Annotated in this window: 23 protein-coding genes; 11 read left to right on the top strand and 12 right to left on the bottom strand. The window is 69.6% G+C overall.

Features of this window, described 5'->3' with window-relative positions; translation table 11 throughout:
- Window positions 1-279: 279 nt before the first annotated feature.
- Window positions 280-522, bottom strand: a complete 243-nt coding sequence (locus GTY58_RS00315; RefSeq protein WP_037651979.1) for a hypothetical protein — start codon at window positions 520-522, stop codon at window positions 280-282.
- A 1,613-nt stretch (window positions 523-2,135) separates the two neighbouring features.
- On the opposite strand from GTY58_RS00315, the gene GTY58_RS00305 reads away from it, so the two are divergent.
- The 3 genes from GTY58_RS00305 to GTY58_RS00295 all read left to right on the top strand — a co-directional run bounded on the left by GTY58_RS00305 (window position 2,136) and on the right by GTY58_RS00295 (window position 5,050).
- Window positions 2,136-2,879, top strand: coding sequence for an IPT/TIG domain-containing protein (locus tag GTY58_RS00305; RefSeq protein ID WP_010981494.1), 744 nt, complete (start codon window positions 2,136-2,138; stop codon window positions 2,877-2,879).
- A gap of 211 nt (window positions 2,880-3,090) precedes the next feature.
- Entirely contained in the window at window positions 3,091-4,146 is a 1,056-nt protein-coding gene (locus GTY58_RS00300; protein ID WP_010981493.1) for an IPT/TIG domain-containing protein, read from the top strand.
- Between the two features lie 316 nt (window positions 4,147-4,462).
- Complete coding sequence (locus GTY58_RS00295) at window positions 4,463-5,050, top strand: Ig-like domain-containing protein (protein ID WP_338058976.1); 588 nt, start codon at window positions 4,463-4,465, stop codon at window positions 5,048-5,050.
- Window positions 5,051-5,280: 230 nt separating this feature from the next.
- Here the strand turns inward: GTY58_RS00295 and GTY58_RS00290 are convergent, their stop codons facing one another.
- Window positions 5,281-6,153, bottom strand: a complete 873-nt coding sequence (locus GTY58_RS00290; protein WP_010981489.1) for a helix-turn-helix transcriptional regulator — start codon at window positions 6,151-6,153, stop codon at window positions 5,281-5,283.
- 306 nt (window positions 6,154-6,459) lie between these two features.
- Between GTY58_RS00290 and GTY58_RS00285 the strand changes: the two genes are divergently transcribed.
- Together GTY58_RS00285 and GTY58_RS39980 are read left to right on the top strand one after the other, a co-directional pair.
- Window positions 6,460-6,717 (top strand): hypothetical protein, encoded by a 258-nt coding sequence (locus GTY58_RS00285; RefSeq protein ID WP_042492586.1) that lies wholly within the window; start codon window positions 6,460-6,462, stop codon window positions 6,715-6,717.
- A 177-nt stretch (window positions 6,718-6,894) separates the two neighbouring features.
- A complete protein-coding gene (locus GTY58_RS39980) occupies window positions 6,895-7,440 on the top strand; it encodes a GNAT family N-acetyltransferase (RefSeq protein WP_338058975.1) in 546 nt (181 codons plus the stop codon).
- 62 nt (window positions 7,441-7,502) lie between these two features.
- Here the strand turns inward: GTY58_RS39980 and GTY58_RS00275 are convergent, their stop codons facing one another.
- Window positions 7,503-7,724, bottom strand: coding sequence for a hypothetical protein (locus tag GTY58_RS00275; protein ID WP_037651977.1), 222 nt, complete (start codon window positions 7,722-7,724; stop codon window positions 7,503-7,505).
- Between the two features lie 613 nt (window positions 7,725-8,337).
- Between GTY58_RS00275 and GTY58_RS00270 the strand changes: the two genes are divergently transcribed.
- Window positions 8,338-10,422: an FUSC family protein gene (locus GTY58_RS00270; RefSeq protein ID WP_042494110.1), complete on the top strand. Its 2,085-nt coding sequence runs from the start codon at window positions 8,338-8,340 to the stop codon at window positions 10,420-10,422.
- Window positions 10,423-10,469: 47 nt separating this feature from the next.
- On the opposite strand, the gene GTY58_RS39275 is transcribed toward GTY58_RS00270, so the two are convergent.
- The gene (locus GTY58_RS39275) at window positions 10,470-10,610 is read right to left on the bottom strand and encodes a hypothetical protein (protein ID WP_202497279.1); all 141 of its coding nucleotides are present in this window, start codon (window positions 10,608-10,610) and stop codon (window positions 10,470-10,472) included.
- A 25-nt stretch (window positions 10,611-10,635) separates the two neighbouring features.
- Window positions 10,636-10,737 carry a hypothetical protein gene (locus GTY58_RS39975; protein ID WP_242432053.1) on the bottom strand — a complete coding sequence of 34 codons (102 nt, stop codon included), beginning with the start codon at window positions 10,735-10,737 and terminating at the stop codon, window positions 10,636-10,638.
- A 150-nt stretch (window positions 10,738-10,887) separates the two neighbouring features.
- Here GTY58_RS39975 and GTY58_RS00260 point away from each other — a divergent pair, with 150 nt between their 5' ends.
- Entirely contained in the window at window positions 10,888-11,514 is a 627-nt protein-coding gene (locus tag GTY58_RS00260; protein ID WP_037651975.1) for a hypothetical protein, read from the top strand.
- A gap of 357 nt (window positions 11,515-11,871) precedes the next feature.
- Here GTY58_RS00260 and GTY58_RS00255 read toward each other — a convergent pair whose 3' ends face one another.
- Window positions 11,872-13,062 (bottom strand): RNA-guided endonuclease TnpB family protein, encoded by a 1,191-nt coding sequence (locus tag GTY58_RS00255; RefSeq protein ID WP_010981483.1) that lies wholly within the window; start codon window positions 13,060-13,062, stop codon window positions 11,872-11,874.
- A gap of 157 nt (window positions 13,063-13,219) precedes the next feature.
- Here GTY58_RS00255 and GTY58_RS00250 point away from each other — a divergent pair.
- Window positions 13,220-13,995, top strand: a protein-coding gene (locus GTY58_RS00250; protein WP_169788662.1) for an IS5 family transposase whose coding sequence is annotated in 2 segments (ribosomal slippage) — window positions 13,220-13,529 and window positions 13,529-13,995 — 777 coding nt in all. Because the reading frame shifts where the segments join, the coding sequence is not laid out codon by codon here.
- A 6-nt stretch (window positions 13,996-14,001) separates the two neighbouring features.
- On the opposite strand, the gene GTY58_RS00245 is transcribed toward GTY58_RS00250, so the two are convergent.
- The 5 genes from GTY58_RS00245 to GTY58_RS00225 all read right to left on the bottom strand — a co-directional run bounded on the left by GTY58_RS00245 (window position 14,002) and on the right by GTY58_RS00225 (window position 18,402).
- Window positions 14,002-14,163, bottom strand: a complete 162-nt coding sequence (locus tag GTY58_RS00245; RefSeq protein WP_154696702.1) for a hypothetical protein — start codon at window positions 14,161-14,163, stop codon at window positions 14,002-14,004.
- 188 nt (window positions 14,164-14,351) lie between these two features.
- Window positions 14,352-15,467 (bottom strand): glycoside hydrolase family 88 protein, encoded by a 1,116-nt coding sequence (locus GTY58_RS00240; RefSeq protein WP_010981480.1) that lies wholly within the window; start codon window positions 15,465-15,467, stop codon window positions 14,352-14,354.
- Window positions 15,401-15,913, bottom strand: a complete 513-nt coding sequence (locus GTY58_RS39970) for an antibiotic biosynthesis monooxygenase family protein (RefSeq protein ID WP_242432217.1) — start codon at window positions 15,911-15,913, stop codon at window positions 15,401-15,403. The genes GTY58_RS00240 and GTY58_RS39970 overlap by 67 nt, the downstream gene beginning before the upstream one ends.
- 263 nt (window positions 15,914-16,176) lie before the next feature.
- A complete protein-coding gene (locus tag GTY58_RS39965) occupies window positions 16,177-16,569 on the bottom strand; it encodes a transposase (protein WP_010981479.1) in 393 nt (130 codons plus the stop codon).
- Between the two features lie 489 nt (window positions 16,570-17,058).
- Window positions 17,059-18,402, bottom strand: a complete 1,344-nt coding sequence (locus GTY58_RS00225; protein WP_037651971.1) for a helix-turn-helix transcriptional regulator — start codon at window positions 18,400-18,402, stop codon at window positions 17,059-17,061.
- Between the two features lie 426 nt (window positions 18,403-18,828).
- Here GTY58_RS00225 and GTY58_RS00220 point away from each other — a divergent pair, with 426 nt between their 5' ends.
- On the top strand, window positions 18,829-19,161 hold the full coding sequence (locus GTY58_RS00220; protein WP_242432215.1) for a hypothetical protein: 333 nt from the start codon (window positions 18,829-18,831) through the stop codon (window positions 19,159-19,161).
- Window positions 19,162-19,469: 308 nt separating this feature from the next.
- Complete coding sequence (locus GTY58_RS00215) at window positions 19,470-19,988, top strand: hypothetical protein (RefSeq protein WP_037651967.1); 519 nt, start codon at window positions 19,470-19,472, stop codon at window positions 19,986-19,988.
- A 237-nt stretch (window positions 19,989-20,225) separates the two neighbouring features.
- On the opposite strand, the gene GTY58_RS00210 is transcribed toward GTY58_RS00215, so the two are convergent.
- Window positions 20,226-20,426, bottom strand: coding sequence for a hypothetical protein (locus tag GTY58_RS00210; RefSeq protein ID WP_037651965.1), 201 nt, complete (start codon window positions 20,424-20,426; stop codon window positions 20,226-20,228).
- 1,075 nt (window positions 20,427-21,501) lie between these two features.
- Between GTY58_RS00210 and GTY58_RS00205 the strand changes: the two genes are divergently transcribed.
- Window positions 21,502-22,443 carry an alpha/beta hydrolase gene (locus tag GTY58_RS00205; protein WP_010981474.1) on the top strand — a complete coding sequence of 314 codons (942 nt, stop codon included), beginning with the start codon at window positions 21,502-21,504 and terminating at the stop codon, window positions 22,441-22,443.
- Window positions 22,444-22,477: the final 34 nt, after the last annotated feature.

Below are 22,477 nucleotides of genomic sequence, written 5' to 3'. Positions count from 1 at the left end.
TGCGGGAATAGCGGGGCAGCTCCTCCGGGACCCGAAAGGCCGGAAAGCCAGTGACTCGCACGGGGGTGAATGCGGCGCCCATTTGACGGTCACCGTGCACCGCGGGACGGCGCGCCGGGCAGGGCGCGGGGCGGACTTGAGCTCGCCTTCGGCTGTACTGGCCCGGGCGTATTGGTGAGTGGACGGGGTGCTGCGGGCGCCGCGATGGCCGCACAGGCGGCGCAACGCAAGCCGGTCCCGCGCCAAAGGGGCGGGACCAGCTCTTCACGGCGTCCTGGATCAGTCCTCGACGGGGCCGACCACCGTGCAGAAGTTGCCGATGTTCTGGGAGTTGTCGCCGACGGCGGCCGCGCCCTGGATGGGGAGGAAGGCGGCGCCACCCTCGAACTCCTGCTGGCAGTCCACGACCTGCAGGTTGGGGATGACGACGTCCGGGCCGTCGCTGGCGTGGGCGACCCCGCCGCCGAGAGCCATGCCGCCGACCATGACCGCTACGGCCGCGACCTTCTTGACCTTGTTCATTACTTCTCCGTTTTCTTCGCGCACCCAGAGCCCTTACGGGCCGTGCTCGGACAGTCACAGAAGATAGCACGCGACTCACTTATCACTGCATTTCCGGCACATCCGACTGAGTGCGACTAATTAATCTATATACGTTTTAGTGATACCGGAGTCGTGAACCACCTCACCGTTGGCGCCGGTTCCCGTTCCCGTTCCCGTGCCGACCGCCGACCGCCGACCGCCGACCGCCGGCGCACTCCGCGCGGACGGTGCCCGGCAGAATGCCCCTGTCGACGGGCATCTGGCCGACGGCCTGCGCGTACGGCCAGTGCGGCGGCAACTGAAACAGCAGCCCGGGCGGTTGAAGCCGCCGCCGTTGGAGCCGCCGGCTCGCCTCTACGGCGGATCGGACCGTAGGGGGCTGGGAGACTCGAAGGAGCGCGGTGGCCGGGCCGATCGCGACCGCAGCTTCAGCATCGGGCTTCGGGCCATCTGGGTCCCGAGCTGCACGACGAGGTCGAGCGGGGCCGCGCGGACGCCCTCGAGGGCGAGGCCAAAGTGCCGATGACGCCGCCGGCCGTCCGGACCTGGAGTCGGCGCGGCCGTACCCCGGTGGTCCGGGTCCGCTCCCGGCGCCGGATCTCGCCCCGGCCCGGCCGGCACCCCGTACGAGAAGTGCCCTGTCCCCGGCATTGCAGCTGCTGGGGACAGGGCACTTCTCGTACCTGCGCTCGGAGAAGCGTGCAGGTCGCTGAGCGTACTGCTTCTGCTCGGGCGGTGGGGTCAGGCGCGTCGTCCTCGGGCCGTCGCAGTCCCGGTCCAGGGCCCGGCAGCCCGCCAACCGGGCGGTTTTCCTTCCGGGCCGGTCCGGCACGGCGCCCGGCCAAGGCGCGGATGTACGCGGACGCTGATGGCCTCCGGGCCTCACTCGTGCGCGTACGGGGGGCTGTGCAGTTCCTCGCCGGCCGGCGCCGGACGAAGGCTGGCTCGCTTGCGCGGTGAGCGACGGCGGCGTTCAAGGTGCTTGGTCGTTTCCGGGTGCGCGGACGGCGCCGGCGCGCTACCGGCCGGGCGGCGTCCACTGCTCCAGGCGACCGCAGCGCCCCGGCGGCTGGGGGCGTGGCGCGGATCCGGCTGCCGCTACGGGCCGGGGTGTTGTGCGTCAGCCCGCGTGGCTGTTCACCCGGGGGGGTGTGGGTTCACCACCGCAACCATCTTGAATTCTGCGGCGGATTGGCTTATGAGCAGTTTTTCGTCAATGCGCTGCCGAGGCGCCCCGTTTCACGCCTGTGGCGCTCGCCTGAACGGTTGACTTTGTGAGTGAACCCTTGTCGTTCAGCTCACTCTTCTGGGTTACTTCTCGTGTCCGTACCAGCGGCATTCGAATCCGCAAACGGAAGCGGGCAGGCCCCTGAATGGGCGTCAGGTGACGTCAGACGGGCTGTGTTCCTCGATAGGCCCCGCGCAAAGCGCCGACGGCTGCAGACCGTTGACCGGGCATCCGCGCAAGGCCATCGAGATACCACCTGGCCAGTGGACACGAGAGCTGACTCGCCCCACCGGGGACGTACGCGGACCGAACGCCCCATCACTGCTCGGAAATGTACCGCATTCCGGGCGAGGAGGAATCCCTCATGCCCATCTCTCCGAACCAAGGATCCAGTGGTGGCGGCACACTTGTCACCATCACCGGCACCAATCTCACCGGCACCAGCGCCGTGCGCTTCGGCACGCGGTCCGCCACCAACGTCACCAACGTCTCGCCCACCACGGTCACCGCGGTCTCGCCCTCCGGCAGCGGTTCGGTCGGTGTCACCGTGACCACTCCGGGAGGGACGAGCAACCCCATTCCGTTCTACTACGTGGGGGCGCCGTTCAAGCAGACCCTGAGTCCGACCTCCGGGTCGACCGCGGGCGGCACGACCGTCACCATCACCGGCACCGGCTTCTCCAGTGCCACCAGCGTCGCCTTCGGCGCGAACACGGTGGCGCCGACGGTGGTGTCCGACAGCCAGCTCACCGCCGTCGCGCCGGCCGGTGCGGCCGGCTCGGTCGGTGTCAGCGTCACCACCGCGGGCGGTACCAACAACGGGCTCTCGTACACCTATGTCGCCGTCCCGACGGTGACGTCGGTCGTCCCGGACGAGGGGCCGGTGTCGGGCGGCACCTCGGTGACCGTGACCGGTACCGGTCTCACCAGCACCAGCCAGGTCACCTTCGACGGCAACCCGGCACCCTTCACGGTGATCTCCGACACCGCGCTGTCGGCTGTCACGCCTCCCGGGGCCGCCGGTCTCGTCGATGTCGTCGTGACCAACGACGCGGGCAGCGCGACCGCCACGGACGCGTTCACCTACCTCGCCGGCCCCGGCATCTGACCGCCCCTCAGCGGCCGGCCCTCTCAGTGGCCGGCCCCGTCCGGAGCGGACGCGGAAGCCCGTAAGGGCCCGCCCGTCTCCGAGTCTCCGGCCCGGGTAAGCCCCACCCGGGCCGGGGGCCCTCTGCTCGCGGCCCGCAAGACACAGGCAGGGCAGCCCGATCAGCTCTCTTCGGCCCTTCCCGGCCCGCCCGACACTCTACGGAGACACCGTGAAAGACAGCCCTCCTGCGGCAGGAGCAGTCCGGCCCGCCGCCGTTGTCGCCGCCGTTCCTGTTCTCACCTCGGTCGTACCCAGTACGGGCCCTGCGGCAGGCAACAACAACGTCACCCTGAACGGCAGCGGCTTCTCGGGAGTCACCGCCGTCCTGTTCGGCACCAAACCGGCCCTCGGATACACGGTCGACTCCACGACGAAGATCACCGCGGTGGCCCCGTCCGGCACCGGCACCGTTGCCGTGACCGTCAAAACACCCGGAGGGACCAGCAACTCGGTCGCCTACACCTACGCGGCACAGCCCTCCCTGACCTCCGTTTCGCCGAGCCAGGGGCCGTCTTCGGGCGGCACCACCGTCATCCTCACCGGAACGGGCCTGAGCGCAGCCACCGCGGTCACCTTCGGCAGCACACCCGCCGCCGGCTACACCGTCAACTCCGCCACACAGATCACCGCCGTCGCCCCGGCGGGAACAGGCGCCGTGCCCATCACCGTCACCACGCCTGGCGGTACGACCGGCCCTGTCTACTTCTTCTACGTCAACGCGCCCACGGTCACCTCCGTCTCGCCGGGCCAGGGGCCGGCTTCGGGCGGCACCACCGTCATCCTCACGGGGGCGGATCTGAGCGCAGCCACCGCGGTCACCTTCGGCAGCACGCCCGCCACCGGCTACACCGTCAACTCTCCCAGCCAGATCACCGCTGTCGCCCCGGCGGGAACGGGCTCGGTCGCCGTGACCGTCACGGGCCCGGGCGGCGTCAGCAACTCGGTCATCTATACGTATGTGGCGTCACCGGTCCTCAGCTCCCTTGTCCCCGTCCTTGGGCCCACCGGCGCCGGAGCCGGTGTCACGCTCACCGGCAGCGGCCTGACCACCACGACCGCCGTCCGTTTCGGTGCCGTATCTGCGGCCTTCACCGTGCTGTCCGACACCACGGTCGCCGCGTACGCCCCGGCGGGGGTGCCCGGCCCCGTCCTGGTCAACGTGACCACGGCCGGCGGCACCAGCAACTCCCTCACCTACACACGTGTCGCCCCTCCCGTGATCTAGGTCCGTCCTCAAGATCACTTGGATGGCGCGGGAGGGCCTCTTCCTCAAGGGGCTGTCCGCCCGGTCCCGTTACCGGCCGGGGCACGAATTGCTTCGATGCCGGGCGGGCCGGGCCGAGGTGCAGGGTTGGGGGAGCCGTGCCAAGGTGCACGAGAGAGCCGTCCCCCGTGACCGTCCAGGACTCTGCGAACAACGCTTCCCGCCCCCGCTGTGCCCGTTGGCCCAAGTGGGTTGACTGGGCCGGCGCCTCCCTGGGGCGCGAGAGCCCTCGGCGTAGCGTGAGGCTCCCGGACCGGTTGCGGCGGACCTTTGTCCTGTGACCGATCGAGGAGTCGAGACTGTGAGACGTTGGCAAGACCGGAGAGTGTGGAAGGCGGGCACCATCGGGGCGCTGGTTGCGGTGGTGGGCTTTGCTTCGCCGGCAGCGGCGGCTGTGTCGTCGTCGACGACGGTCACGGCATCACCCTCAGCGGCGAGTGTCGGGGCACCCGTGACACTGACCGCGACCGTGACCTGTAGCGCTGACCCCAGCAGAGTCCTTCTCGGCCTGACGTTCTTCGACGGGGGAGACATCCTGGGTGAGGTGTCCGTCGACTCGAGCGGGCACGCGCAGTACACGACCACCTTCGCCACCACCGGCACTCACACGATCACGGCCGCGTACAACGGAAACGCGAACTGCTTCGCTTCGAACAGCATGACCACGGTCCAGGTCTCCGCGGCGCCGGTACCCCCGACTCCGCCGGGGCACGGGCTCTGCCGCGACGATTGCTGCGGCCTGATCAATATTCATCTCGGTGGCATCAAGACCAGCGTCGGTGTCGACCGGGTCAGGTCCTCGCTGGCGCGGTGGCTGACGCCCCGTCTGCCGTACCCGGCCCGCTTGCAAGGCCTCACACGGTGAGGCGGAGGGGATCTGGTCGGCGGGCCCGGAGCGGGCGCTGAAGGTGTGGCCGGGGGCGCGGGGCATCGGCCGTGGAGCGGGCCGGACGGGCCGTGGGATTGCCCCGCTCCTGCCGCAGGGCGAGCGGCGCTTTTCGGTGACCGGGCCGTAGGCCGCCGCCGGACGGGTGGGCAGATGCGGTGCGCGAGCTGCTGCCGGCGCTCGCCCCGCATCGTCGAAGGGCGTCGGTGTCAGGGACGGCTCGCCACGTCGATGTGTGACTTGGTGACGTCGGTGACGAAGTCGCGGGTGCCCTCAGGGCTGAGGGCGCGGGCCTGGAGGTGGTCGTACATCATGCTGTACTGCTGCACTTCGGAGGGTTTCTTCAGGTAGAGGTCGCTGGTGAACCTTTCCAGGTACACCATCCCTGCCTCGGGGCTGTCGGCGAACCTCAGGACGGAGAACTGGCCTTGGCGGCCGGGGTGGGCTCCCGCGGTGTAGGGGAGGACCTGCACGGTGATGTGCGGTTCGGCGCTGAGTGCGTTCAGGTGCTCGAGTTGTTCGCGCATGATGTCGGGCCTGCCGACGACGCGGTGCAGGGCCGGTTCGTCCAGGACGACCCACAGACGCAGCGGGCGGGCCGGGTCGTAGATGCGGTGCTGACGGCGCAGCCTCACCTTGAGGCGCGCGTCGGCCTGTTGGGCGGGGATCGGGGGGACCGTTGTCTCGATGACCGCGTGGGCGTAGGCGGGTGTCTGCAGCAGGTCGGGGATCACCATGGGCTCGTAGGTGTGAATGGAGGAGGCGTCCGTCTCCAGGCCGATGTAGACGCTGTTGGGGATGTTGCCGTAGGTGTTCCACCAGCCCTGCTGTCCGGATTCCCGGGCCATCCGCATCAGAGAGTCGATGACCTGCCGGTCGGTCACTCCGTAGAGCTCGCACAGGTCGCGCACATCGCGGGGGCTGATGGCGCGGTGGCCGTTCTCCAGCAGGCTGATCTTGGGCTGGGAGACCAGCAGCCGCTCTGCCACTTGCGCACTCGTCAGATCACTGGCCTTGCGCAGCCGGCGGAGCTCGGCTCCCAGGCGGCGTCTTCTGACGGTGGGGTTGATGTTCGCCGGCACGGGCCGTGCACCTCCGGCTCCAAGTCACTTGTTCCGGCCCGCAGGTTGCCATGGGACGAAGGCTGTTGATCCGGTGCCATGCCGTCGTGTTCGCGAGACAGCCGAAACGGACTGTGACGTTGTCATGTGCCTCACCGCACGGTCCGCCACGACTCCAGTACCACTAAAACGTATATAGGTCAATTAATGCACCCAATTGGAGGCGCCGGAAATGCAGGAGTAAATGACTGCCCGTTATATTCTGTACCTGTCCGAATACACTCCGTAACGGATTCAGACGCGCGCCCAGAAAAAACCGGAGAAGTAGTGAACAAGATCAAGAAGGCCGCGGCCGTAGCGGTCATGGTCGGCGGCATGGCTCTCGGCGGCGGGGCCGCCCACGCAGCCGGCGGCCACGGGCTCGACGACCCGGCCGACATCATCATCGGCAACCTGCAGGCCGTGAACTGCGACCAGGACTTCGCCGGCGGCGCCGCCTTCGCACCCGTTCAGGGCATCTCCACCGAGGGCAACACCCAGAACATCGGCAGCTTCTGCACGGTGGTCGGCCCCGTCTACGACTGATTCCAGGACGCCGTCAAGAGCAGGTCCCGCACCCTGGGTGCGGGACCTGCTCGCGTTGCGCCGCCGGTGCAGGTCCCCGCGGATCCCCTCCAGCCCCGGTCACGGGGCATGCCTGCCCGCCCTTCAGCACCTGCTTTCTGATCCCGGCATCTGAGGGGGAACCAGGAAGCGAGATGAGTGCGTCACCTGACCGTGACGACTTCTCGGACGTTCGTGCGGACTGCGAGTCCCGGCGACCTGGACAGCATTACTGACCTGCATACGCTGGCTCGCACGGCGTACTACCAGGCAGGCGGAGTGCCAGACGTGGAGCTCGCCTCCCCCGGCGGGCACTCCAGCCGGCGGGAGAGCTGGAGGCGGGCCGTCCACTCCAGCGACCGCACTGTCATGTGTGCGGACCGAGAAGGTGAGTTGGTGGGCATCTTGTCGATGGGCCCTCCCCACGAAGCTGACATCGATGCCGCAACTGCCCGACAGCTCTACCAGATTCACGTCCGCCCGGGCATCTGGGGACAAGGTACCGGCAGCGCCCTGCACGCGGAATTCGTGCGGGTCCTTCGCGATGCGTCACTGGTCACAGGCGTACTGGAAGCATGGGAGCGCAACAGCCGAGCCCAAGCCTTCTACGCCCGGCACGGATGGAAGCCGGACGGACACCACCGGCCCGGTCCAGGCAACGGGAACTACGTTCGCATGCGCCTGAGCCTGGACCCCGCGGTCTGACCCTGCCGGGGGTGGTGAGGCCGCCCAAGGTGACTGCCGCAAGGAGCACACCGGGCAGCGCCTCAGAGGAGGTCCTGCACGACGTCTTCGGCCGCCCGGTGCTCGGCGGAGGCCGGGTCGAGCTCGCTGAGCGTCAGCAGACTGGTGTCATCTCGGAGATGACGCTCCCACGACGCGGCCATCATCTCCTGCTGGTCGCGCGGCAACTGCCGGACAACTTCCCGGCTCGCCGGGCTCAGCGCATGAAGGAAGCGCTCCACGGTTTCTGCTGGATCGGTCTGCATGGACCAAATCCTTCCCGCGCCCGCGCCGCGAGGACCTCCCTGTGCCCGGCACCTCACCCGAACAGACGCGGTGACTCCCTCCCCGTCCTGAAGGGCGGGGCTTCTCGCTGTGCCGGGTCGGCATCACGACGGACGGACCAGCCCGGCCCGGCCCGCAGAACGTCGAGAGCGCCCGGGGCAGCGCAGCCCCTGCCCGTCACAGCTGCCCGGCCTGCCTGTGGCGGGGCCCTCCCGGCCCCCGGGTGCCGTCGCCGCTCCTCCTCGCCGCTCTCGCCGGCACCGTAACGGGTGGCATCGGACAGGGCCTTGCCCTTTGGGCAGGCCCCGGCCGTGGTCAGCACAGCGGCACAGCGGCACCGCGGCACAGCGGCACCGCGGCACCGCGGCACCGCGGACAAGGGGAGTACCGCCAAGGCCGTGCGGCGGTTCGGAGCGGATGTGATCCTGGAGGAACGACGAGCGGGCAGGGGTGCCGGCCATGGGCCCTGAGGCGGACAGCGGCAGTACCACCGCCCGGGCACGTCCGCGCCCCGCCCCGGCACTGCGCCGGACCGCCACAAAACTGCGGCACGGCACCGGCGCCTCGGCCTGCGCAGGCAGGCGCGCCGTCCGGGTGACAGCCGCATCCGTCGCCGCCTTCTACACCGGCCTCTACGGCCTGCACGAGCCCGTCACCGCCACGTACGCCCTCTTCGCGGCGGTGGCGATGGCCGGCCTCTCCCGCATCCCCGGCACCGGGCGCCAGCGCGCGGCCGTCGTCATCCGGGTGCTCCCGGCCGGCTGGATCCTCGTGACAGCCGGGACCCTGCTCGCGGTACACACCTGGGCCGCGGTGGCGGGGATGCTGGTGATCGGCTTCCTTCTGGCGTTCGCGGCGGCGGCCGGTCCACGCCTGGCCGGTGCGGCCCCGGGCCTGCAACTGCTCTACATCCTGCCCTGCTTCCCCCCGTACGCGCCGCAGACACTGGGCGAACGCCTGGGCGGCGCCACGCTCGGCATCCTGCTGCTCGTGCTCGCCGAGAGCCTGCTGCTGCCCGACCCGCCCACCACCTCCTACCGGACCCGGTCGGCAAACGCGGCCATCACCGCGGCACGCTGCGCGAGCGAACTGACCCACCCGCCCTGGACCCTTTCGGACGAAACCCGCAGCGCGGCACGGTCGGCCGGCGAAGCGCTGCGCCCCTTCCACGTACCGGAGTCGCAGCGCCCGGCCGGACCGGGACCGCGGGAACGGGCGCTCGCCCACACCGGCATGGCCGCCCGTGTCCTTCTGGCCCGGCTGCAGGAGGTCCCGCGGCCGGGCCGTGGGGGCCCGCACCCCCACACCCTCGCACTCCTGCTCGAGGTCGCGTCGTCGGCCCGGCGGACCGCCGCCGCGCTGCGCACCGGCCGGCCGGCCGGCCCGGGACGGCTGCCGGACGCCCTGGCCGCCTACCGGCGTCTGCGCACCGTGCCGGCAGACAGCGCGACACCTGAGACCACCAGCACAGTGATGCACCGTCAGGCGATGCTCATGGAAGCCGCCTACGCCGCGGTGACACTGGCGACCGCCGCCGATCTCGCCCTGGGGCGACGCCCCGGGCCCACCGAGACACAGGACGGCAGCTTCTGGTACGCGGGACACAGCACGATCCGCCTGTGGGCGCACCGTCTGGTGGGACACCTGAGCCCCCGCTCGGTGTACTTCCAGAACGCGGTGCGCATCAGCCTGGCCCTGGCGGCCGCCCGTACCGTGGCCGGCGTCGACTCCCTGCCGCACGGATTCTGGGCCATGCTGGCCGCTCTCACCCTGATCCGCACCACGGCCGCGCAGACGGGCGCGATCGTACGCCAGGCCCTCATCGGTACGCTGCTGGGCGCGCTGGCCGCCGCCGCCCTGCTGGTGTTCGTCAAAGGGAACAACACGGCCTACGCCGTGGCACTGCCGGTGATCATGCTGGCCACGTTCTGGATCGGGCCGACACGGGGCGTGGGCTGGGCGCAGGGAATGTTCACCCTGGTCGTGTCCACCGTCTTCGCCCAGCTCGCGCCGGCCACCTGGCATCTGGCCGAGTTCCGCTTCCTCGACGTTCTCACCGGCAGCGTGATCGGCCTGGTGATCGGGCTGCTCGCCTGGCCCCGGGGCGCCCAGGAGGAACTGCGCCGAGACATCGCCGCGCTGCTGGGCGCCATCGCCTCCACTGTCACCTCGACCACGTCGTTCCTCACCCAGGGCCATGCGCAGGCACAGCGCGGCCGGCCCTCGCTGCAGCACGCCCTGACGCTGGCGGAGTCGTCCTTCGCGCAGTACCAGAGCGAGCCGCGCCGGGCCGGCACACCGGTGGCGGACTGGCAGGCGACGCTGATGGCCGGGCATCACGCCCTGCGCGGTTCCAGGCGCCTGCTGGAGCCCGGGGACCCGGCCGCGTCCCGGTGGCCCGCTCCCGCATACCGGGCGGAACTGGCCAGGGACGGTGCCGAACTGGCCGGGCAGTACGAGCTGGTCGCCACCCTCCTCGCCGGCACCCGCCCGCCGCCGGCACCGTCCGGCCGCCCCGGCCCCCGCAGAGCCGAGGACACCCGGCCGCACGCCGCTCCGCCTCCGCCGGTCTACTACGACGCCGAGGCATGGCTGCAGGGACTGACCCTCGACCTGGACCGCATCACCGAGGCCACGGCCGAGGCCGTGGCGGGGCTGCCCCCGAAGGACAAAGACTGAGCCGGCCGGGCCGGCCGCCGTACCCCGACGGCAGGAGCCCCGTACTTCTACGGGACCTCCGTCCTGGGTTCGCCGCGGTGGACGACGTGCCAGTGCTGGTGCTTGGACTCCCGATACAGCCCCAGATTCGTCATCACCGAGCACGCGCCGTGCTGCTGCTCCACCTGGGCGGCCACCGTGCGCACCACCCGGATGACTTCTGCGAGCAGCTCCTCACCGCCGGCCCCGAAGTCGATCAGCGACGGCGCATGGTCCCTTGGGAACCACCACGATGTGAACGGAATACGACGGCCGGGTGTGGTGGAACGCCAGCACCCTGTCCGTCTCCACCACCACTCCACTGGTGTCCGCCCGTTGAGCGGTCTTCAAAGTTGAGCGGTGCGAAGGTTTCCGCGGGCTCGGCGGGTGGTGACGCAGCGTATGCGTAGGCGCTGATTGCCGTCGAACAACAGTAGTCTTCGGCCCATGGCCCTGCGACCTGACGAGTTCTACGCCCACGCACGTACCGCTGCGGATGGTGAGCGACGGCTCCCGCTAGCCCGTATGACGGGGTGGGACATCAGTCCGTTCGAGGCGGACGGCCTGCGCGTCGCGCCGCTGCGCCCGCCGGTTCTACCCGAACCGGCGCGGCACGGCGAGGACCCCTTGGACTGCAACGCGTGCCGCAGCCGGGACGAAGGGATCTGGCTCGACGACCGTTGGCGGCTCACCCGGATCACGGGAGTCGGCGTGCCGCTGGTGCTGATGCTGCATCCACGCGATCACTTCGACCTGGCGGACCTGCCCGACGAACTGGCCGCCGAACTGGGGGTGCTCACCACCCACATCGCCCGCCATGTGCAAGCACTGCCGCACATCTCTCGGGCCCACGTCTACCGCATCGGAGACGGTGGCGCCCATCTGCACATCTGGTTCTTCGCCCGTCCCGAGGGGCAAGCCCAACTGTACGGGTCGTGGATGGTCATCTGGGACGACCTGTTGCCGGAGTACCCGGCGGACGCGGCCGAGGCAGACGCGGCGATCGTGGCAGACGCGTTGGTCGCCTCCTACGGAGGCCGTCGCCCGGCCGTCAGCGAACTGCCGCACGCCTGATCCGCCGGAGCACAATCCTGAGAGTCTCCGAAGTTGAGCAGTGCGTTGCGCCGGACCGCTGACGTCCTGTCACGATCCGTAAGGGGGGTCTTCAAGGTCGAGCGGTGCGGAGGTGTCCGCGGGCTCGGCGGGTGGTGACGCAGCGTGTACGTAGGCGCTGGTTGGCGGGGTTGCGGAAGCCGTGGGCCGTGCGGACGGTCAGCTTGATCATGCGGTTGGTGCCTTACTGGCTCTAACAAAAGCTGTCATCATGTGACTGTTGGCTTGCCTGTTCGTTGGTCTGGTTGTGGGGAAACGTCAGTCGCGGCCTTGGATCGTTTCCGTTGACTTCCTCCCCCTCGTAAACGAGGGGGAATCCTACGGCTCGCGCCGTGGGGTTTTCTGCTTCGTCGCCGACTGCCCGCCCGGAGTTCTCCGTTGAGGTCTGACACCAGCTCCACAGACTGTCACCGCCAGCCCGGCGGCCAGAAGGTTCTTCGCCGCGTTCACGTCCCGGTCGTGGACCGTTTGGCAGTCGCACGTCCAGGTACGGACATGCAGCGGCATCTTGCCCTGCAGGGTGCCGCAGTGGGAGCACAGCTTGGACGAGGGGAAGAAGCGGTCCACGACCACCACGTCCCGCCCGTACCACTGAGCCTTGTACTCCAGCATGCTCCGGAACTCGCTCCATGCCGCGTCGCTGATGGCGCGGGCGAGCCGGTGGTTTTTGACCATGTTGCGCACGGTCAGGTCCTCGATCACGAGCGTTTGGTTTTCGCGCACGAGTCGAGTGGTCAGTTTGTGCAGGCCGTCCCTGCGGCGGTCGGTGATCCGGGCGTGGATCCTGGCGGACTTGCGGCGCGCCTTCTCCCGGTTCGCGGAGCCCTTCTCCTTGCGGGCACAGGTGCGCTGTGCCCTGGCGAGGCGGGCGCGGTCGCGGCGTTCGTGCCGGGGGTTGGCGATCTTCTCACCGGTCGACAGGGTCAGCAGGTGGTCCAGGCCGACGTCGATCCCCACCGCCGCATCCGTGGCCGCGAGCGGCTTCACCGTCGGGTCGTCGCACAGCATCGACACGAACCAGCGGCCGGCCGCGTCCCGGGACACGGTCACGGTCGTCGGCACACTGCCCTCGGGCAGGGGGCGGGACCAGACGATGTCCAGCGGCCCGGCCATCTTCGCCAGCTTCAACCGGCCGCCGCGGAACGTGAACGCCGAGCTGGTGTACTCCGCCGAGGCGCGGGACTTCCGCTTCGACTTGAACCGCGGGTACTTGGCACGCTTGGCGAAGAAGTTCGCGAACGCCCCTTGCAGGTGCCGCAGCGCCTGCTGCAACGGAACCGACGACACCTCGCTGAGGAACGCCAGTTCCTCGGTCTTCTTCCACACGGTCAGCATCGCGGAGGTCTGGTTGTAGGTGACCCGCTCCTGCCGCGCCCACGCCTCGGTACGGGCGGCGAGCGCCAGGTTGTAGACCTTCCGCACGCACCCGAACGTGCGCGACAGCTCCGCTGCCTGCGCATCGGTCGGACAGAAGCGGTACTTGAACGCCCGCTTCACGCGAGTGGCCATAACTCACATGATAGGCCATCAGTTTGTGAGCCTGCGATGCGTCGTGGCGGGCGCCGATTCGCCCTGGAGGCGAATCGCCTTTCCCTGCCCTGCTCCGCAGGAGTCCGATTCCTCCCCGGCCTGAAGGCCGGGGTCTCCTCGGAGGTAACCCGATGAACTGTGGTCGCTCGTCGAGCCGTTGCTGCCCAAGCCTGCGCCGAAGCTGGTCGAGGGCAGACCTCGAGTGCCTGACCGGCAGGCGCTGTGCGGGATCCTCTTCGTCCTGCACACGGGGATCCAGTGGGAGTACCTGCCCCAGGAGCTGGGCTTCGGTTCGGGTATGACCTGTTGGCGCCGTCTGGCGGCCTGGAACGAGGCCGGCGTCTGGAACCGGTTGCATGTGCTGCTGCTGGAGAAACTGCGATCGAAGGACAAGCTGGACTGGTCCCGGGCGGTGATCGACTCCTCCCACGTCAGGGCTGCCCGGCGGGGCCCAAAAGCGGACCCAGCCCGGTCGACCGCGCACGTCCGGGCAGCAAGCACCACGTCATCACCGACGGCCAGGGCATCCCGCTCGCGGTGTCGCTGACCGGCGGAAACCGCAATGACGTCACCCAACTTCTGCCCCTGCTCGACAAGATCCCGGCCATCGCGGGCCGGGTCGGCAGACCTCGCCGACGCCCCGATGCGCTGCTGGCCGACCGCGGCTACGACCACGACAAATACCGCCGCCTGCTCCGGGCCCGCGGGATCCGCCCCGTGATCGCGAAGCGAGGCGAGCCTCACGGCACCGGCCTGGGCATCTTCCGCTACGTCGTCGAGCGCACGATCGCCTGGCTCCACGGCTTCCGGCGCCTTCGCATCCGCTGGGAACGACGCGCCGACATCCACGAAGCATTCCTCGGACTCGCCGTCTGCCTGATCACCCACCGCCACGTACAGCGGCTTTGTTAGGACCAGTTACAGCAGTGCGCCGGGCGTCATCGCCTCCCGGCCGGCCGGTTCGCCGGTCCAGTCGGCGAGCAGGCGGCGGGCCTGCTCGGAGGAGGTGCCGGGTCCGGCGGCGCAGATGGCCGGGAGTCTGGTCGCAGTCGCCGGTGACGGCCAGCACGTCGCAGCCAAGGGTGAGGTCGCCGGCCAGCGGGCGGTTAAAGAAAATCGCCGGAGTGCGGCAGCAACGTCATTGACACCCGGCACGGCCGGCAGACGTCCCTGCACCGGTGGCCTCGACTCCCGCCCGCGCGAGGCTGCCGCTGAGACTCGAGGCCCCACTGCCCCGCCAGGGCCATCCACCATTGCGCGACGACCGGTCAGGGAGCAGACAGGTCGATCGCCCGGTCGACATCTTGGGGCTGCAGGACGCGCAAGATGCCTTCCAGCAGGTAGTAGTCGGCGTAGGGGAGCGAGATCTCGATCCCGTCCTCGGCCGGCCGGTTGCGGGTGCAGCGGGCCACCACCGCTTGCGCGCGGGCGGACTTGTCCGTCAGGCAGGTCTGCGACAGTGCGCTCAGCAGCCGCAGTGCCACCGTGCGGTACTGCTGCCTGCCCGTCGCGGCGGACAGGTCGAGCAGCCCGCATGCCATGATCGCGCCGGCCGATGCGTCCTTGATGTCGTTGGGCTGCTGCGGCGCGCGGTAGTCCCATACGGGCACGTAGTCCGCGCCGAGCGCTCCTATCGCGTAGTCGGCGAGTTTGCACGCGGTGGCCAGGAATGGGCGCTCCCCGCTCCGGCGGTAGATCGTGGTGAACCCGTACACGCCCCATGCCTGTCCGCGCGCCCAGCACGAGGTGGGGCTGTAGCCCTGCACGGTGCCCGGGCCGACCGGGGCGCCGGTGGCCGGATCGAAGTCGAAGACGTGGGGTGTCGATCCGTCCGGCCGCGGGAACACCCGCTGGGCGGTCTTCGCATGCTCCACCGCGATGTCGAGGTACTTCGCGTCGCCGGTCTGCCGGCTGGCGAATGCCAGCAGGTCGAGATTCATCATCGTGTCGATGATGACGCGCCCTGCGTTGTTCGGATCGTTCAGTGCGCCCCACGCCCGGAGGAAGCGGCCGCGCGGGTTGTACCGCTGGATCAGCGAGTCCGCCGCCTGTACGGCACCGGTCCGCCAGACGTCGTCACCTGTCAGGCGCCATGCGGTGACCCACGACGGAGAGAACAGGAAACCGAGATCGTGCGTGCTGGTGTCGTGCTGACGGGGGGCGAGCTTCCTCGCCGACTCGAGCGCCAGTGTGCGGAGTTGCTCGTCCTTGCTGTACAGCCAGGCCATCCACAACGTTCCCGGCCAGAACCCGCCGACCCAGTCACCGTTTTGGGAGTAGACCCACTTCTCGAACTTCGTCCCGACAGGGAAGGCGCTCACGCCTGGCGCGACAGCACGGATCTTCTCCACCGCGTAGTCGGCCGCCGCACGCAGCGTGCGCACCGTCGCTGCCGGTACCTGCTCGGCCAGCGCCTGCGCAGACTGAGGCGAAGACGCATACGCGGCCGCGGTGCCGGCCGCCGTAGCCAAAACAGCCCGCCGAGAAATGGACACGGGTACCTGCCTCTCTCCAACTGAACAGCGTGGTAAGGGAGTTGAAGGAGTCTTGCACGCCGTCCACCACATGTATATCCATGTGTGCGGAGTTCATATAGGTGAACCAACGCCGTCGTCGGACGCAGGCGTCCGACGACCTCAGGACGGGCCAGCGCGTCGCGCAGGGACTGCTCGTCCTGCCACTGCGCGACGTTCACATAGGTCGAGTCAGTGCCCTGGGAACAGAGCAGCCTGTGGTGCAGAAATCCGGGCTGTGCCCGCATGCATTCGGAGACGTTCGCGAATTCGCGCTCGAACGCGGTGGGAGATCCGTGGACTTGGAATACATTCACGAGAACTATCACGTGAATACTCCTTTCCTTGGGCTTGGGATGCACTGTGCGCAGGCCTGGCCTGATTCATCTGGCCCTGACGAGGCCGCGACGGAAACCGTGGTGTCGCAGAAGGGCCCGGGCCCGACGGCGGGGGAAGGCGTCGGGCCCGGGCCGGCACGGCAGGCGGGTGCGCTATTCGCCGACGGCGACCGCGGACCGCGCCTGGTGGGTGGCGGTGGCCGGCTCGGCCTCCGTTACGGCCGTTTGGCCCTGGCGGGGCATCAGCACTGCGGTGACGGCACCGAGGGCGACGATCTGCGAGTCCACGATCGCGGCCGTCGGTTCCGTGTTCCGGCCTCGCTCTCGCGGACCCGGCCGCGCAGCCGGTCATGGAACCCGGCGATCAGCTGGTGGTCACGCCGGCGGCGGAAGACGGCGCAGACGCGGTCCCGGGCGGGGAAGTCCGCGGGCATCGCCGGCCACTCGATGCCGTTGTCGACCAGGTAGCGGACCGCGTCGATCATCTGCAGGTGGCAGTAGCCCTCCGGCTGCCCGCCCCTGCCGGCCAGCCACGCCGGCACCGGCAGCCGGCTGCGTTGACCAGCCCTGCGGCAGACCACGCCCGCCAGGGAGATGCGTCCCGAGTCCGAGGCGCTGACTCCGACGCGGGGCATGTGACCGCGCGGGGACCAGGCCCGTGCTTTCGGCGGCGGAGCATCTGGCCCGACTCATCCGCGCAGCACCGCTGCACCTTCTGTCCCGGCCCCAGCGCGGTCGCCGGCACCTGTTCGGGCTTGAGCCTGCACATGTTCCGTGCGCCCACACATGCGCACGAGCCGGGGCCGACCAGGTGTGCTCGCGCCGGAGGCCGAGCCCCCTGTTCGCCATCCGGAACCCGTGGCGCGGTGGCCACGTCCGCCACCAGCTGGACCAGGGACATCGAGGACGGGGCGCGACACCTGCAGGAAGGCTGGTGGCGCATCTTCCGCAAAGCCGCCCTCGCCTGGCCGGTCATTCGCCAACCTCGACGACATCGCATACGCCACCACCCTGGCGACCAGCCAGCTCAACTCCCGTGCCACCCCCTGGGTCTGGGGCAGACCCGCACCGCCGACCCGTCGGCTACGGCGGCGATATGTGTACACCGTTTGAGGAATCCAGCGCTAGCTGTCGTAGGGGACCCAGGCACGCCCGCCTGCGTTGTTCGTGCCGTACCAGTAGCGCGGCATTCCCTTGATGCTGGTGGTGTGGAACGGGCGGCCGTGGTCGTCGATGCGGATCGTGCCGGTGCGGCCCTGGGAGGACCAGTCGAGTTCGAGGTACCAGCGGGCGTTGTAGGCCTGTGTCGTCGCGTCGACCAGCAGCACCTCCGGGTCCTCGGCGGAGACGCGGTACGGGAATTGCACGGCGGGGATGGTGTGTCCGATGTCGGCGCCGTCCTTCGGGCGGGCGATGGGGCGGCCGGCGTCGAGGTTCACGGTGAAGCGGCGGGGCGTGAGGTCGCCGCCGCAGCCCTGGCCCATGGCGTAGGCGCTCCCGGCGGCCGGGTTGCCGCGGCTGACGATGCGGACGTGGAGCGCTTTGAGGACCACGGCCGTGGAGGACTGCCCCTGCACGGAGATCTGCACCATCGTATGCCGCCCGTGCACCGCGCCCTGCGTCGCCGCCCACGCCCCGGCGTCCTGTTGCACCGGCGGTGGAGGCACCTGCGCGGGCGGCTTGTCGATGACGTAGTCGTGGTCGCAGCCCTTGTCCCAGACCAGGGAGTCGGCGCTCCATGCGAGGGGCAGGCCGGTGGCAGGCTTCGCGGCCGGGGTGGGACCGCTGCCGGTGCCGGACGGGGCGGGGGCCTTCTGCCGGGGGCCGGGCGCCGCAAAGCTCCGGGAAGGGGAGGGGGAGCCGCCGGCCGACGGTTTCGCCGAACGGTGGGATGCGCCGGGGGCGGCCGCCCGCGGGCCCGCGGAGCGAGAGCCGTCCGCCTCGGAGGAGCGGTCGTCCGACAGGGCGGACGTGGTGCCCAGAGCGGCGAGCAGCGCGCAGGTGACGGAGGTGGACGCCAGGACCCGTCGGCGGCGGAACCAGGGGCGGGGAGCGGGGGAGGGAGCGGGCTCGTCCGGGCCGGGACCGTCCCCGGGCTGCTCCGCGGAGCAGCTCTCCTCGGCGGGTTCCCCGTCCTCGGCGAGTGCCCCGTCCGTGTCCGGTGCCGGCACCGCCGCCTCCGCCGACACCGCCGCTTCCGCCGGGCCGGCCGTACGTACCCGCTGCCGAGCCTCCACCGCCAACAACCACAGCCGGTGCAGCTCGAGCCGCTCCTTCGGTGTCGCCTCGCAGAAGGCGGCGAGCCGCTCCACGGGCGCGAAGTCCTGCGGCACCGCCTCGCCCGCGCAGTACCGGTGCAGCGTGGAGGTGTTCATGTTGAGGCGGCGGGCCAGCGAGCCGTAGCTCCGGTCCGTGCGGTCCTTCAGCTGCCGCAGAAGCGCCGCGAACTCCTCGACATCGTCCCGCATCGACACCGTTCCTCCGTCGTCCCGCCCACGATCCCGTATCCCAGGCACTCATATCCCTGCACGTCAGATGGGCTGGGATGGTTCCACCGTCGCCAAAGGGCCGGCAGTCGTTGCGCCGGACTCCGGTGACCGCCGATGCTCTGGGTGTCGCACCGACCACGGCTACAGGGACCAACCGGCGTTGGGCGACGTCCCGATACGCACGCACCAACGGTTGCCTTCATGGCCACCGCGCTTGATACGTCGTCACACACGCTCACGACGCCGGTTGCCGTACGCCTCGCAGCACCGGGCTTCGCCCCTGCTGACCAGCGGCATCCGCAACGGATCACGATCTACAGCTGCCGTCTCAGACGATCTACTTAAATTCTTGGAGGTTTGATGAAGTCCGTCATCCGAAAGGCAGCAGGCCTCGCAGGCGCGAGCGTGGCCGTCGCAGCCATGTCCGTGACCGGCGCATCGGCAGCCCAGGCGGAGTCCCCCACCCACGGCTGCCCGTACCCCTACGTCTGCTTCTACGTGGACGAGGACGCCTATAACGCGGGCACACCGATCACGAAGTACCGCGATGTCACCAGTTCCTACCAGACGGTCAGATCCCGGCCGCACTACCACGTCGTGAACACCCGGAACGACGACGTGGCGTACCTACGGCTCCAGGACGGGAACTCGATCTGCCTGGTGCCGAATTCCGAAACCGTGTTCGCGAACGCTTACAGCGTCACCGGAATAAAGATCTCCAGCAGTTCCACCTGCTGAATCTGCCCGAACGGCCGGCGGACGCTTCCGCAGTTCAGCAGGAATGAGCAACGGCACACCACCTGCGCCTGCGTACCGGGACACCCGTGTACCCGAATGCCCGAGGTGCGGCGTTCGGCACCCCGCGGCGCCCGCCGCCACACGACGGCCCCGGGGCGAAAACACCGGGCCCACTCCTGTCCGATCCGGCAGCCGGGCCGTCCTGTCCTCGACTCGGAGGCGGACGAGGTGGCCACAAGTGCGCCTTCGGCACGAGAGCCGGAACCGGCCAAGAGCAACCGCATACAGACCAGAAAAGGAAGACACACATGAACAGGAAGTCCTCCGCACACCGTCGTCCGGGCCGCCGCGCGGCCGTCGCCGCCGGCCTCGTCCTGGCTGTCGGACTCGGTGTGTCGACACAGGTGTCGGCACAGGCGGCCGTCCATGCCCCCGCAAAGGCGTCCACCGCACAGTCGGTCAGCGGCACGCCCGGCCAAGCGGTGACCCGGGTCGCCGACTTCTACGGCGCGTACATCGACGCGAAGGGCGACTACACGGACCCGGACGCCACGCTCGCCACGGCCCTCCGCAACCACTACCTGACGCCCGACTTCGCCAAGCGGCTGGCAGCCTGGGAGAAGACGAACGCGGCGGACGGCGTCCTGCGCGCCCAAAACATCCCGGCGCAGTGGACGGCGACCGACAACGGCACCGTGGGCAACGGCCATGAGGTCATCGTCACCCTGACCTTCGGCAGCGGGGAGACGACGCAGAAGACCAAGCTTTTCGTGCTGGTGGAGCGGTACAACCACATCGTCGACATCGACACCACGAGCACTCGTTAACAGCGGAGCCGCTCCCCATGTTCTGTCCCGGCCGGGACAGAACATGAGGAGGGAAGCCGACGGATGCCCTCCGAGGGACCGGCTTTCGTACCTGCCTTCGATAACCGGGGGGGCAGGTACGAAACCCGGTCCCCAGCGGCGCCCTCTGCCAAAAGGTCCGGGCAGCCGACCGTTGCCCACGAGGACCCGTCGCCTGCTCGGACGCGTCGTCCGGCGCCGGTACGCCGGACGAGGAGGTCATCCGGTCGAGAAGCCGGCGAACTCGATGTCGGTGAAGGCGATGTGCAGACGGTGGCCGCGTCGGCCCCCGTCGCGGAAGTAGGCGTGACCCAGTGCACGGGCGAGGATCACCAGCTGCTGCTCGCCCGCGCCGACGTCCCGGACGGCGAACAGCTCACGGGCCGCCTCTCCCGGCAGGGACTGGGTGGCCCACCGCACCCGCGGATCGTCCGAGGACCCCCGCCAGAGCCGCGAACCCGAAGCGCGCTCGGATGTGGAGGCCGAAGCCTTCCGCTTCGGCCCGGGCACGCAGGCGGGCCCGCACCTGGGGCTGCTATCGCATCAGGACCGCCTCCTCGATCGTCCCGACCTCCGCCGGGCCGGGCGGAGGTCGGGACGATCGAGGCTTCTTCGTCACCCAGCGCTGTACGGTGCGCTGCGAAACACCCAGCAACGCGGCCACGCTCCTGTAGAACCCTGGTGAGTCGCGAGCAGAAACCGCGGGCGAGCCTCGGTGCTCGAGAGAACGGGCCGAGTGCGCAACGCGCGCTCCAGCCCTTGCGTAATCTCTCCCACATCCATCTCCCCGAGCGGCCTGCCGACGGGGCCGCTCCCTGCGGCCCGTGGCGTCAGATCTTTGTGGCCCGGCGACGGGCTGCTGCCCCCGCTCAGCCAGCGAACGCAGGCCGCACGCCGCTGCCGGCTACAGCAGCCCGAACAGAAGGCAGCCGGTGCTCAGCGCGGGGCCGTGCCAGGCGAGCGCTACAGCCCGCTCGACAAGCCGGGAGATTCGCTGCGGTACGGGGTGGAGGTCCTGATGAAGCAGCGCCATGACAGACGTGGCGGGTGATCTCTCCGCGACGAAAGCCGACAGTTGGGCGTGGGCCCGCGCCCAGTCGTCGGCTTCGAAGTCCGGCCACCCGCTGGGCGAAGGAGGTGGTCTCAGGCGGAGCTGGCGCAGCCGCGGGTCGTGCGCGCTCAGCTTGTTCTTTGGCCCTCGGCCCCGATTGTGCGGTCACTCTTTGGAGTGGTTACAGGGTATGGGGCGGCCTTCCTGGTGATCCTGAACCCTGCGACGGAGTAGGGGAGTTCACCAGGAAGGCCGTGGGGGTGAGTGTGCTGGTGCCGGCTGGTGAACGGGATGCGTGCGCGGAACTGTCACGCTGTCGGACGGCCTTCTCGGAACGCCGCTGATGACTTCACGGAAGGCATCAGCGAGCCACCGCACCCCCGGCGCAGCCTCGGCCCCACCTCATCTTGTACTGAACGGTCCAAGATGGGGTAGGCTCGAGGCATGACCGACGCCGCCCCGAACCGCTCTCCCGAGCAGAACAACGTCCCCGGGCTGCCGCTGCGCAACCTCGCGGGCTTCACGCACCGCTGGGTCGACGCGGAAGGCATCCGGCTTCACGCCGTGGAAGGCGGCCGGTCGAGCGGCCCCACCGTCGTGCTGCTCGCCGGATTCCCGCAGACCTGGTGGGCTTGGCACAAGGCGATGCCGCGTCTGGCCGAGCGCTTCCACGTGATCGCGGTCGACCTGCCGGGACAGGGCCACTCCGATCGTCCCCAAGGGGGCTACGACACGCACACCGCCGCTTCACGTGTCCAGGCCGCGCTGACCGCGCTCAACGTGCCGAAGTACTGGCTCGTCGCCCACGACATCGGGGCCTGCGTCGCCTTCTCGCTCGCCCTGAGGTACCCAGACCGGCTGCACGGTGTCGCCCTGCTCGACGCCGGCATTCCCGGAATCACCCTCCCGGACGCCATCCCGACGGATCCCGAACGGGCCTGGAAGACCTGGCACTTGGCATTCCACCTGGTGCCCGAACTGCCCGAGACGCTGATCACCGGCCGCGAGCGTGACTACGTGGGCTGGTTCTTGAGGGTCAAGACACTGTCCCCGAACACGTTCGACAGCGCCGATATCGACCACTACGCCGCAGCCATCGCAGCCGGGGGAGGGCTGCGAGCGTCGCTCGCCTACTTCCGCGACGCCGCGGAATCAGCACGCAAGAACCAGGACACTCTCGCTCGACGAGGGCACTTGACCATCCCGGTCCTGGGCATCTCCAGCTCCCACGGCTCGATCCCCGACATGGCCGCCGCCATCAGCCCCTGGGCAGAGAACGTGACCGGCGTCGTCATCCCACAAGCCGGGCACTTCATTCCCGACGAGCAGCCCGACGCCACTGTGGACGCGTTGACCGCATTCATCGATCACACGCGTGCCGGGTAGAGCGACGAAGCCAGCTGACTGTGTGGATCGGCCG

The sequence above is a fragment of the Streptomyces sp. SID5469 genome (assembly GCF_009862865.1).
Classification (GTDB): Bacteria; Actinomycetota; Actinomycetes; order Streptomycetales; family Streptomycetaceae; genus Streptomyces; species Streptomyces avermitilis.
This window is presented reverse-complemented; position numbering and strand designations above follow the sequence as displayed.